Source organism: Winogradskyella sp. PC-19 (assembly GCF_002163855.1).
Classification (GTDB): Bacteria; Bacteroidota; Bacteroidia; order Flavobacteriales; family Flavobacteriaceae; genus Winogradskyella.
This window is the reverse complement of sequence record NZ_CP019332.1, coordinates 2,163,064-2,176,040: the sequence shown is the minus strand read 5'-3', so window position 1 is coordinate 2,176,040 and position 12,977 is coordinate 2,163,064. Positions and strand designations below refer to the sequence as shown.

Below are 12,977 nucleotides of genomic sequence, written 5' to 3'. Positions count from 1 at the left end.
AATATGTACAGAAGTCATACATGTGGTGAGCTTAGAGCGTCACATAACAATACAGAAGTGACACTCAGTGGTTGGGTGCAAGGTGTAAGAGATAAGGGATTTATGGTTTACGTAGATTTGCGTGATCGTTATGGCATTACACAATTGTATTTTGATGAAGAGCAAACAGCAAAAGAAATTTTAGAAAACGCTCAAAAATTAGGTCGCGAATTTGTAATTCAAGTAACTGGAAAAGTTCAAGAACGCGCGTCTAAAAACCCAAATATTCCAACTGGTGATATTGAGGTATTAGTTTCAGAATTAAATATTCTAAATGGCTCAAAAACACCACCTTTTACGATTGAAGATACAACTGATGGTGGTGATGATTTACGTATGAAATACCGTTACCTCGATATTCGTCGTAATCCTGTAAAAGAGAGTTTAATCTTTAGACATAAAGTAGCGCAAGCGGTTAGAAATTATTTATCAAACGATGATTTTATTGAAGTAGAAACACCTTATTTAATCAAATCTACACCAGAAGGTGCGCGTGATTTTGTGGTGCCTTCTCGTATGAACGAAGGTCAATTTTACGCATTACCACAATCGCCTCAAACCTTTAAGCAATTGCTTATGGTTGGTGGCATGGATAAATATTTTCAAATCGTAAAATGCTTTAGAGACGAAGATTTACGTGCCGACAGACAACCAGAATTCACACAAATTGACTGTGAAATGGCGTTTGTTGAGCAAGAGGATATTTTAAACACATTTGAAGGTTTGACTCGTCATTTATTAAAAGAAATTAATGGTGTCGAGGTCGATAAATTTCCACGTATTCTTTATGATGATGCGATGCGCCTATACGGAAACGACAAACCAGACATCAGATTCGGAATGGAATTTGGCGAGCTAAATACTGTAGCTCAACATAAAGAATTCAACGTTTTTAATTCGGCAGAATTAGTTGTTGGAATTGCTGTTCCTGGAGGAAATAGTTATACCAGAAAAGAAATAGACAAACTGATTGATTGGGTAAAGCGTCCACAAGTTGGTGCTTTAGGTATGGTATATTGTCGTGTTAATGATGATGGTACTTATAAATCTTCAGTAGATAAGTTTTACGACCAAGATGATTTGGCTAAATGGGCAGAAGTTACTGCCGCAAAAGCTGGGGATTTAATTTGTGTACTTTCAGGTGAAACCAATAAAGTGCGTGCTCAATTAAGTGCTTTAAGAATGGAATTAGCAGAACGTTTAGGCTTGCGTAAACCTGATGAATTTGCTCCACTTTGGGTAATGGATTTTCCTTTATTAGAATGGGATGAAGATACAGAACGATACCACGCAATGCACCATCCATTTACATCTCCAAAACCAGGTCAATTAGAATTGTTAGATTCAAAACCTGGCGAAGTAAAAGCCAACGCTTACGATTTAGTATTAAACGGAAATGAAATCGGTGGTGGTTCTATCAGAATCCATGATAAAGAAACGCAAGCTATTATGCTAAAGCACTTAGGTTTTTCTGAAGAAGAAGCTAGAGCACAGTTCGGTTTCTTAATGGATGCCTTTGAATATGGTGCTCCTCCACATGGTGGTATCGCTTTTGGATTAGACAGATTGGTTGCCATTTTAGGCGGACAAGAAACCATTAGAGATTTTATTGCCTTTCCAAAAAACAATAGCGGTAGAGACGTTATGATTGATGCACCTGCGCCAATTGACGATGAGCAACTCACAGAATTAAGTTTAAAACTTAATCTTAAATCATAAACTTCAAAATCCTGCAATTCGCAGGATTTTTTGTTACTTTCAATAACATACCGTTAAGATGAAAATTCAGAATTACTTTTTAATCATTTTTTTGATGCTTGGTATCTCTTCATGTAAGAAAGAAATAAAAGATGTAAAGCAAAGCGATGTCTCTGATACCATTTCTAACGACTTACAACTTGACCATTTTAATATTTGGGTTGAAAACCCTACGAAAGCAAAAGAAAAATTAAAAGCTATTGGTTTTACTGCAGTTCCTGATTCGCTTTCAATGATTCACGAAGGACAAGGTACATCTGGACGGTATTTCAATTTTTTAAATACGTATTTGGAATTCATTTTTGTGCACGACCAAAATGAGCTTGAAGAAAATATTAAAAAAAATAAAAACCTTGATTTTATAGAACGTTCAAACTTTCAAAAAAATGGCGCTTCACCTTTTAGTATTGCATTAAAAGTAAAAGACTATGCCGTTGAAAAAATTCCATTTGAAAAAATACGCTACCATCAAGATTGGATGGCACCAAAGGCGAGTATTTACGCTGCCAAAAACTCTAAACTTAATTTAAATGAACCTTCGGTATTTGTTGTTTATCCAGAAATAGAAACGAAAAACTTTAAAACATTCGATGACCTTAAAGACGTTATCCCTGACGAAGTTTCTTATTATCGAGACACGTACAATCATGTAAATGGTACTAAAAAAGTGACTGACATTATAATCACTTCTAATAATTTAGACTTAAATTCAAAAACCATTGAAGCACTAAACGGAATTAAAAACTTAAAAGTAAAAAATGGTAAAGCACATTTAATGGAAATTTATTTTGATAATAGTATTCAAGGCAAATCTTTTGATTTAAGACCAGAATTACCATTGATTATATATTTGTAAAATGCCAAGGAAATCAAAATTTTTTAAACGCTTACTCATTTGGAGATACAAACATATTTCCGAAAAGAATTTTGTGTTTTTATTGGCTTTAATCATTGGTTTATTAGCTGGTTTAGTTGCAGTCTTTATCAAAAATATAACTTATGCTATAGAAGCTGTTTTCGAAAAAGGCATACTCCTATCCGCTAACAGCATCTACTTTGTTTTACCAGTAATAGGTTTGCTTCTAGTGTATCTGTTTGTAAAATATGTCTCTAAAAAATCTAGCGAGCATGCGATTCCGTCGATATTATACGCCTTATCAAAACAAAATGGACTAATTAATAAACGAAAGATTTATCTGCCTTTAATCACAGCACCGTTAACTGTAGGATTTGGTGGTTCTGTAGGTTTACTTGGACCAGCAATAGCTTCAGCATCGGCAATAAGCTCTAGTTTAGGACAATTACTTCATATTGATAGGAAAACGCGAAGTTTATTAATAGGATGTGCTTCTGCAGGTGCCATTGCTTCTATTTTTAAATCTCCAATCGCTGCTATTATTTTTGCTATTGAAGTATTTAGTTTAGACTTAACCTTTGCTTCATTACTGCCACTTTTAATAGCTTCTGTTTCATCTGTAATTACATCGTATTTTTTTCTTGGTGATAGTGTGCTTTTTGACTTTACAGTTTCAGAAAAGTTTCAAATTAAAGATACTTTGTTTTATATCGCTTTAGGTATTGGAACAGGAATCGCTTCTATTTATTTTACCAAAATCTATTTCGGAATTACTTCGCTATTTAATAAGTTAAAATCTGCTAGACACAAACTTATTATTGGTGGTTTGGCTATTGGTGTAATGCTATATTTTATTCCGCCACTTTATGGGGAAGGTTTTGGGTTTATCAACGATTTAATGTTAGGTAACGACACTAAAGCTATAGGCTCGTCATTATTTGATGATTACGTTGATAATATTTGGGTTGTCATTGCGCTCCTTTTTGGTATTACAGTTTTTAAAGCTATTGCTATGACTACAACTTTTGCAGCTGGCGGAACTGGTGGAATTATCATTCCGACATTAGTAATGGGAAGTTCACTGGGAAACCTCTTTGCTAAGATTATAAACAATTGCGGCTTAGGTTTTTCGGTTTCAGAAGCGAATTTCACATTAATTGGTATGGCAGGATTAATAGCTGGCGTATTACATGCACCACTAACTGCCATTTTCTTAATTGCAGAAATTACTGGTGGCTACCAACTTTTTGTCCCATTAATGATTACAGCTTCAATGGCTTTTATCATAAATAAAAACGTTTTAGACCATACAATCTATACTAAAGAACTACTCGAAAAAGGTGAACTTTTGACCCAAGACAAAGACAAAAGTGTACTGACATTGATGAAGTTAGATAGTGTAATTGAACAAAATTTTGTTGTACTCCAACCAGAAATGACATTAGGTAATATGCTTAAAAAAGGTGTTGCAAAGTCTAGTAGAAACCTGTTTCCTGTCACTGATAATGCGCAAAATTTTATGGGTATAATTTTGTTAGATGATATCCGAACAGTAATGTTTGATCAGACGCTTTATGATTCTACAACAGTTGCAACTTTTATGAATCGTCCGCCAGAATTTATTATTTACGAAAAAGACAGCATGCAAAAAGTAATGCAAAAGTTTCAGGATTCTGATGCATGGAATTTACCAGTTATCAAAAATGAAAAATACTACGGATTCGTTTCAAAATCTAAATTACTTACAGCTTACCGCAAAGAATTGATTAATTTCACATCCTGATATGAAAATCCTAAAAATCATAACACTTATTGCCTTATTAGCCTCTATAGCTAGTATAATTTGCGGCTATTTCTTAGATATTCCTAACCAAAAAAAGCTTATTGGCTTCGGTGTATTGGGAATTTTCTTTGTTGTTTTTCCTTTATTTTCTTATTACCGTTGGAAAGACAAAGACCCTAAAGACTATATGATTACAAAGGAAAATTTGGATAAAATGCGTGAAAACCAGAAGCGTAACAAATATTAAAAACACCTAACAATTTGAAATAAAACGATTTATTAACATTGGTAATGTTTTTAACTGTATCTTTGCACTTTAATTTTTATTTATATTTATAATGACTGGAACAGTTAAATTTTTCAATGATTCAAAAGGATTTGGATTCATTACAAACGAAGAAACAGGAAAAGACATCTTCGTACACGTATCAAACCTTGATGGGGTTGAACTTCGCGAAGGCGACAACGTAGAGTACACAGAAGAAGAAGGACGTAAAGGAATGGTAGCGGCTAACGTTACTGTTTTATAAGTTAAGAGATATACTTTATAGTTTCAACGCTCAACCGAAAGGTTGGGCGTTTTTGTTTCACTTCGACTCTGCTCAGTGACCAACTTCAATTCAAATTTCTTTTTTCTATAAAAAAACGTTTCATCAAGTCAGAAGCTTCTTCCTCTAAAATACCACTAACTACTTTAGTCTTTGGATGTAATTTAGTGTTCATAATTTTAAAACCACGTTGTGCGTCACTTGCGCCATAAACAATTTTAGAAATCTGACTCCAATACAAAGCTCCTGCACACATTTGACAAGGTTCTAAAGTTACATACAATGTACAATTTTTAAGATACTTTCCTCCCAAAAAATTAGCGGCAGATGTTATAGCTTGCATTTCGGCATGTGCAGTAACGTCATTTAATAATTCAGTCAAATTATGTGAACGCGCAATAATTTTATCGTCAATGACAACAACAGCTCCTACAGGTACTTCGCCCTTATCAAAAGCAGACTCAGCTTCTTGAAGTGCTTTTTTCATAAAATATGTATCGTCAAATGGATTAATCATGGTTGTAAAAATACAGTTTCAATTTAGTAAAAAAAATACGGCAAGAAAATTGATGCTTATTCAGAAATCAATCCGTTATGAAAACATTCTACAAATTATCTATCCCAAAACCTTGTCATGAAGATTGGTCTACTATGACACCAAATGAAAAAGGTCGCTTTTGTAAATCATGTACCAAAACTGTAGTTGATTTTACCAAAATGGATGTGAATCAAATTCAAGATTATATCAGTGAGAATAAGCATCAACGCATTTGTGGACATATTAAGCAAACACAATTAGATACTATTAATATTCAACTTCCTGAAACTATATTTCAACAGCAATTGAGTTTTCATAAACTATTCCTATTAGCATTGTTGATTGCTATGGGAACTTCAATCTTAAGCTGTTCTGATAAAAAAGGAAATATCAAAAAAATTGAAACTATCGAGATTGTGAGTAAAAAGGTTGACTCTGTAGAAACTAAAAAGGATGTTTTGAAAGATCCACTGGATAAGAAAGCTAAGAAACCATCAGATATACCCATTGAAGATTATATTTTAACTGGTAAAGTTATTGAAATAGTAGATGGTCTAATGGTAATTGAGCCGACAGGAGAACCTTTTAGTTATCATTTAGTAGATACAAAACCGAGGTTTAAGGACACTCCAAAGAATTTATCAAAAAAAGATGAAAAAAGATATTTTCATAAAAGCATAAGTAAATTGGTACAAGAGAATTTTAATATTAATCAAGGAAATTTAGGCTTATCAGGAATTCAAAGAATCTTTACCCATTTTGAAATTGATAAACAAGGTAAAATTCAAAATATTAAAATAAGAGGACCACATCCAGTATTTGAAAAGGAAGCCAAACGTGTTATAGAATTATTTCCTCAATTTATTCCTGCAAAACACAATGATAAAACAGCTTCTATAGTTTACAATCTTCCTATAACTTTTAAAATTGAAGACTAATAAAAGACGTATTTTTGTGTAGTGGAAAAAATACTTCTTGATAACATCAACTACCCAAAAGACCTCAAGCAATTATCAACAGATAATTTACCTCAACTTGCCAAAGAGTTACGTGACTTTATCATAAATATTGTTGCTACAAAAGAAGGTCATTTAGGTGCTAGTCTTGGCGTTGTAGAATTAACAATTGCATTGCACTATGTATTTGACACACCTGAAGATTTGCTCATTTGGGATGTTGGTCATCAAGCGTATGGGCATAAAATTCTAACAGGTCGTAAAGCAATTTTTGATACCAATCGCCGACTTGGAGGAATTAGCGGGTTTCCAAAACGTGATGAAAGTGAATACGATACTTTTGGCGTTGGGCACTCTTCGACATCAATTTCTGCAGCTTTAGGTATGGCAATAGCCTCAAAACTCTCTGGAAATTTAAATAAACAGCATATCGCTGTTATCGGAGATGCATCTATAGCTAGCGGAATGGCTTTTGAAGGTTTAAATCATGCTGGTGTTACAGATGCGAATTTGTTGGTGATTTTAAATGATAATGCTATTGGTATAGATCCAAGTGTTGGTGCTCTAAAGCAATACCTAACCAACGTAAAAAAAGGCACTCAAAAACAAGATAACATTTTTGAAGCTTTAAATTTTAATTATTCTGGACCAATTGACGGGCATGATTTACCAAAGTTAATTTCAGAATTAGAACGCTTAAAATCTGTAAAAGGTCCAAAGTTTCTCCATGTAATTACAACTAAAGGAAAAGGTCTAAAACAAGCCGAAGAGAATCAAGTAAAATATCATGCCCCAGGAAAATTTGATGCCAAAACTGGTGAGCTTATTACTAAATGTGTAGCTGACGAGCAACCGCCTAAATTTCAGGATGTGTTTGGCCAAACAATCGTAGAATTAGCAAAACAAAACGAAAAAATTGTTGGTATTACACCTGCAATGCCTACTGGAAGTTCCTTAAAGTATATGATGGAGGAAATTCCTGAACGTGCATTTGATGTTGGTATTGCAGAACAACATGCGGTAACATTAGCGGCTGGTATGGCAACTCAAGGTTTAATTCCTTATTGTAATATATATTCAACGTTTTTACAACGTGCATACGATCAGATTATTCATGATGTGGCAATACAAAACTTACCTGTGATTTTTTGTTTAGATCGGGCTGGTTTAGTCGGTGAAGATGGCGCAACACATCATGGCGTTTTTGACTTAGCCTATTTACGATGCATTCCTAACTTAGTGATTTTTGCACCTCGTAATGCTATTGAACTTCGAAATATAATGTATACCGTTCAACATGGAATTGACTTTCCAATTGCTATAAGATATCCTCGTGGACGTGATATTTTATTAAAATGGAAACTTCCTTTTGAAACTATTGAAATAGGAAAAGGTATCTGTCTTAATGAAGGAAAAGATATAGCCATATTATCTGTTGGCACAACAGTAAATACAGTTAATAACGTTATTGAAAATAATCCTGAATTTGAAAATATCGGGCATTACGACATGCGCTTTGTAAAACCGCTAGATGTTGGTTTACTAAATATAGTTCTCAAAAGATATAAGGCAATTATTAGCATAGAAGATGGAACTATTATTGGTGGTTTTGGTAGTGCATTATTAGAATTTGCAAATTCAAATAATTATAAAACTAAAATCGAGATTTTAGGTATTAAAGATCAATTCACAGAACACGGTACAGTAAACGAACTGAAAAAAGTTAATGACATTGATGAACAGAGTTTAAAGAAAAAACTAGGTAATTTAATCCTCAGTCTCAAAATCTAAAGTCGCAAGATTTTCGGTATTGGTTTGTTCGGATTGATTGAGTGCATCTAAAGATTCTGAATTCTTACTACTTATGTTATGTGACATGTCATCAATAATAAGCAAACAAGCAACAACTGCGAAAAAAACCACGAAGGCACTAAGTACATTATTCTTCATTTGATGGTAGATTTGGGGTTCTAACATTTCAAAAGAACACATTATATCGTTAAAAAACAAATTTTATCGATTAAATGCATAAATAAAAAACTAAATAACTGATTACCAGTGTTTTAATTATATTGAATTTCCGCCTAATCTATGAAATAATAGCATTGCATTGGTATCAGACAACTTAGATATATGCAAACAAATAGCCATAATATTTTCATATAAAGATACATTTGCAAGTTTTACGGTTTCTGGAAGTACCTTGATAATTAGCTTATCATAGTTAGATAATTTACCGAAATAAGAATTTACAGCAACCTTAACCAAGACATTCAGTAAACCATCCAAAACTTTGTAACCAGCAATCTCTTTATTAACAACTTCAGCAGATTGATAAACGTTTTTTACACTTATGTCTATGATGTCAGAGATTTGAGCTTGGTATCTACACACATCTAGCAAACCGGTTTCAAATTCACCTGCTAAAATCTTCTCTTCATTTTTCATGAAAATTTCTACGGCCTCGTCAATTAAAGTGCCTACAGCCAAAGCTCTTAAATAACTAACTCGGTCTTGAGTAGTTTTTAAGGCATTATATTTCTTGGTGTTTATGGTGTTTTTTACGAGCTTGATTAAATATTCTAAAGCATACTCTTCTTCAATTAAACCTAGATTAATTCCATCTTCAAAATCAATAATTGTATAACAAATATCATCAGCAGCCTCAACTAAATATGCCAATGGATGTCTAGCATACCTTTTTTCGTCTTTATCTCTAACTAATAATCCTAATTCATCAGCAATTGCCGAAAATGTTTCAACTTCACTCTGAAAAAAACCATATTTTTTATCTGCAATATGAGATGTTGGCTTTTTAGGCAAAGAGGCTTTTGGGTATTTCATAAACGCACCTAGAGTGGCATAACTTAATCTTAATCCACCTTCGCGACCTTCTCTACTTTCGGTTAAAATTTTAAAACCATTAGCATTACCTTCAAAATCACAAAAATCTTGATATTCTTTTTCTGATAATTCTTTCTTTAAATGTTGTCCTTGACCTTCCTTAAAATAAGCACCTATCGCCTTTTCTCCGGAATGTCCAAATGGTGGATTTCCAATATCGTGAGCCAATGCAGCTGCAGCCACAATAGCACCAAAATCATTAAACTGGTAACCATGAATATTTGTTAGATGCGGATGTTTTTTTAATAATTGCTTACCAACTTGGCGTCCTAAAGAACGTCCAACAACACTAACTTCTAAACTATGTGTCAACCTTGTGTGTACAAAATCTGTTTTAGATAAAGGAACGACTTGTGTTTTATCCTGAAGACTCCTAAATTCTGAAGAAAAAATAATACGATCATAGTCAACTTCAAAACCCAAACGTGTTTCGTCTTGTTCTTTTCGTAAACGTTTGTTTGTATCTCCAAAGCGCTTTAATGAAAGCAGTTGTTCCCAATTCATAACTATTGTTTTTAGCAAAACCACAAGATATATAAATTGCTAAAATAGAACTTGGGCAAAATCAAAAATCTACTAACAATTTTAATGTTACCAAATTGTTTACTAATGGTAACAGCTGTTAATATTCGCATAACTTTTCGATAACCTTTTTATTACCAATCATTAATTTTTGATTAACCTTTAGACTAGAAATGCGACGTTTCTTTGCACCATCAATTTAAATAACTGATGAGACAAATTACAATACTATTTATTTTATTATTAACTGCATTTTCACAAGCTCAAGAAACTGGTTCGGTTTCGGGTAAGTTAATCGACAAAGAATATAATAATGAGCCGTTACCGTTTGCTAATGTTTTAATAAAAGGAACAACAACAGGTGTTACTTCTGATATTGACGGCTTATACAAAATCGAAAATCTTAACCCAGGTACTTACACCTTCCAATTTAGTTTTGTAGGATATGAAACTATTGAAAAACAAGTTGAAGTTATTGCTGGACAAGACACTAAGTTAGATGTTATCATGTTTGCAAGTGCAGCTTCATTAGACGAAGTTGTTATCAAAACAACAGCAAAAAAAGAAACTGAAGCCGCTTTGTTATTGGATCAGAAGAAAGCAACAGAAATAAAACAAAGTATTGGCTCTCAAGAATTATCTAGAAAAGGTGTTAGCGATGCAGCTGGTGCCGTTGCAAAAATTTCAGGTGTATCCAAACAAGAAGGTTCAAGTAATGTATATGTTAGAGGTTTAGGTGATAGATACCTAAATACAACATTAAACGGCCTTTCTTTACCGTCAAATGATGTAAACAAAAAGAATATTGATTTAGATCTTTTCTCTTCTGATATCATTGAAAATGTTTCGATTAGTAAAGCATATTCTTCAAAATTTTTCGGAGACTTTTCTGCTGGTAACGTAGATGTAACATCAAAAGATTACAAAGGAAATGGTTTCTTTGATTTTTATGTAGGTTCTTCTGTAAACTCTAACTCAATTGATAAATCCTTTGTTAAGAGCGAAGGCACAAGCTATTTTGGTTATTACAATAGATATGACAATAACCCATTTGCCGTTATTTTATCTCATGGTTTTGATCCAGCAAACGCAGCTACACCAATAGATATTAATTTTGGGGGTTCTTTTGGCAAATCATTTGATTTTGAAAATGGATCTAGACTTAGTTTTTATGGGACAGGTTCTTTCGAAAATGGGTTTGAATATCGTAGAGGTTCTAACGTAGATTATACAAATGTTGAAAAGAAAGCATTTGAAGATGCTGAAGAGTTTGAGTACTCTACAAAAACTACAGGTATGGTATCGGCTAATTATAAGCTTGATAATACACACTCTTTCAAATTTAACTCTCTTTTTATAAACAGTTCTTCAGATAGAGTAGGTTATTTTGGTATTGATGGTAGTGGTAGAAACCGTGATGCAATTTTAGATACTGACCAAGGTTTCTATCAAATGAATGTTCAGTTTAACCAAAACTTAATTTACGTCAACCAATTATTAGGCCGACATAGATTTGAAGAATGGGATATTGATTGGGGATTTGGCTACAACGTTGTTAATGCACACGAACCAGACCGTAAACGTATAAGTATAGAAAATTATCAGTTTGCTTTGGATAATGATACTTCTACAAATCCATCTTTTTACAGTAATGTTGTTTTTGACAACCAACGTTATTTCCAAGATATCAACGATGAAGAATATAATAGTCGTTTTAATGTATCCTATGAGCCTAGCGAAACCTTTAAATTAAATTTTGGTTTTAGCGGTAGAGCTAAAGAGCGTAATTTTGAAAACATAAGATTTGGTTATGATATCACTAACCCAAACACACCGGTAAGTGATGTTAATAATTTCAACTCTATATTTACTTTAAATAACTTAACCCTAAATCCTGGCTCTGGCGGCTTGTATGATATACAAGTTATTAATCCAATTCCTGGCCAAAGTAACACTAACAGACCTGGTTTACCAGAAAACACCTATAACGGTAACTTGGATATTTTTGCTTCATATGCCAATGCAGAAATTAAATCAAAAGATGAAAAATGGTTAATTGTTCCTGGTGTACGTTTTGAATTAATAGATCAAGAAATTGCCTACGACGTAATAAACTTAGGTCAATTAGGTAATAGTTCTGTTGAAGCTGAAGAAACTGTATTCTTACCTAGTTTAAGTATAAAATATGCAATAAACGATGACCAGAACTTACGATTCTCGGCAAGTCAAACAATATCTCTTCCTGAATTTAAAGAAGTTGCTCCATTTGTTTACGAAAGTATTTCCCAAAGAATTGGTGGTAACCCAGATTTATTAGGTCGTCAATCAGGTAGTAATATTCAATATACTAATGTAAATGATGCTTCATATTCTGAAATTTTAAATTTTGATTTAAAGTATGAGTGGTTTATGAGTAAATCTGAAATCATTTCTATAGGTGGTTTCTATAAAAGAATCAGTGACCCTGTCAATCAAGTAGTTGCTTTTGATGCAACAGGAACACAGCGTTTCTTTAGAACCGGTGAAAAAGCTGAAGTATTTGGAATAGAAGCTGAAATAAGAAAAAATATATTAGTAGATGAAGATGATAACTCAAAATTAGCTGTAGGTCTTAACGCAACTTATATGTACACAAATCAAGACTTATATAACTCTATTATTGGTACATATAGTGTAAGCTTTAATACAGACGAAGAAGAACTACAAGGTGCATCACCTTTTTTAATCAATGCCGATGTAAGCTACTCTCCAACAATTGGAAACTTTAAACCATCTGCCAACTTAGTATTTTCTTACTTCGCAGATAGAATTGACGCATTGGGTTCTGGACAGCTAGGTAATGTAATAGAAAAAGGTATACCAACTTTAGACTTTATTCTTAAAGGAAAACTTACTGAAAATTTGGAATTAAGTGTTGGTATTCAAAACCTATTAAATCCAACTGTTCAATACTTAAGAGAAGGCACATCGATTGGAGATGTATTAGTGACTTCTCCAAATGGTAAAGACGTTACCGATTATAAACGCGGAATCAATTCAGGCTTTAGCCTTAAATATAAATTTTAAAACAACT

11 protein-coding genes are annotated in these 12,977 nt (G+C 33.1%); 8 read left to right on the top strand and 3 right to left on the bottom strand.

All coding sequences use genetic code 11. The features are described 5' to 3' along the window. Positions 1–3 precede the first annotated feature (3 nt). From aspS to BTO05_RS09920, 5 genes are all read left to right on the top strand, one after another. Positions 4–1,758, top strand: a complete 1,755-nt coding sequence (gene aspS, locus BTO05_RS09940; protein WP_087492516.1) for an aspartate--tRNA ligase — start codon at positions 4–6, stop codon at positions 1,756–1,758. Between the two features lie 58 nt (positions 1,759–1,816). Then, a complete protein-coding gene (locus BTO05_RS09935) occupies positions 1,817–2,653 on the top strand; it encodes a VOC family protein (protein ID WP_087492515.1) in 837 nt (278 codons plus the stop codon). A gap of 1 nt (position 2,654) precedes the next feature. Beyond that, a complete protein-coding gene (locus BTO05_RS09930) occupies positions 2,655–4,436 on the top strand; it encodes a chloride channel protein (protein WP_087492514.1) in 1,782 nt (593 codons plus the stop codon). 1 nt (position 4,437) lies between these two features. Beyond that, positions 4,438–4,683, top strand: coding sequence for a hypothetical protein (locus BTO05_RS09925; protein ID WP_087492513.1), 246 nt, complete (start codon positions 4,438–4,440; stop codon positions 4,681–4,683). A gap of 91 nt (positions 4,684–4,774) precedes the next feature. Beyond that, positions 4,775–4,966 carry a cold-shock protein gene (locus BTO05_RS09920; RefSeq protein ID WP_087492512.1) on the top strand — a complete coding sequence of 64 codons (192 nt, stop codon included), beginning with the start codon at positions 4,775–4,777 and terminating at the stop codon, positions 4,964–4,966. A gap of 85 nt (positions 4,967–5,051) precedes the next feature. Here BTO05_RS09920 and BTO05_RS09915 read toward each other — a convergent pair whose 3' ends face one another. After that, the gene (locus BTO05_RS09915; protein ID WP_087492511.1) at positions 5,052–5,501 is read right to left on the bottom strand and encodes a nucleoside deaminase; all 450 of its coding nucleotides are present in this window, start codon (positions 5,499–5,501) and stop codon (positions 5,052–5,054) included. A 77-nt stretch (positions 5,502–5,578) separates the two neighbouring features. On the opposite strand from BTO05_RS09915, the gene BTO05_RS09910 reads away from it, so the two are divergent. Together BTO05_RS09910 and BTO05_RS09905 are read left to right on the top strand one after the other, a co-directional pair. Next, complete coding sequence (locus tag BTO05_RS09910; RefSeq protein WP_087492510.1) at positions 5,579–6,460, top strand: energy transducer TonB; 882 nt, start codon at positions 5,579–5,581, stop codon at positions 6,458–6,460. 21 nt (positions 6,461–6,481) lie between these two features. Further along, positions 6,482–8,269, top strand: coding sequence for a 1-deoxy-D-xylulose-5-phosphate synthase (locus tag BTO05_RS09905; protein ID WP_087492509.1), 1,788 nt, complete (start codon positions 6,482–6,484; stop codon positions 8,267–8,269). Here the strand turns inward: BTO05_RS09905 and BTO05_RS09900 are convergent. Both BTO05_RS09900 and BTO05_RS09895 read right to left on the bottom strand, forming a co-directional pair. Continuing rightward, positions 8,246–8,428: a hypothetical protein gene (locus BTO05_RS09900; RefSeq protein WP_157662566.1), complete on the bottom strand. Its 183-nt coding sequence runs from the start codon at positions 8,426–8,428 to the stop codon at positions 8,246–8,248. The two genes, BTO05_RS09905 and BTO05_RS09900, sit on opposite strands and share 24 nt — an antisense overlap. A gap of 117 nt (positions 8,429–8,545) precedes the next feature. Beyond that, entirely contained in the window at positions 8,546–9,886 is a 1,341-nt protein-coding gene (locus BTO05_RS09895) for a deoxyguanosinetriphosphate triphosphohydrolase (protein ID WP_087492507.1), read from the bottom strand. A 228-nt stretch (positions 9,887–10,114) separates the two neighbouring features. Between BTO05_RS09895 and BTO05_RS09890 the strand changes: the two genes are divergently transcribed. Beyond that, on the top strand, positions 10,115–12,970 hold the full coding sequence (locus tag BTO05_RS09890; RefSeq protein WP_087492506.1) for a TonB-dependent receptor: 2,856 nt from the start codon (positions 10,115–10,117) through the stop codon (positions 12,968–12,970). Positions 12,971–12,977 lie beyond the last annotated feature (7 nt).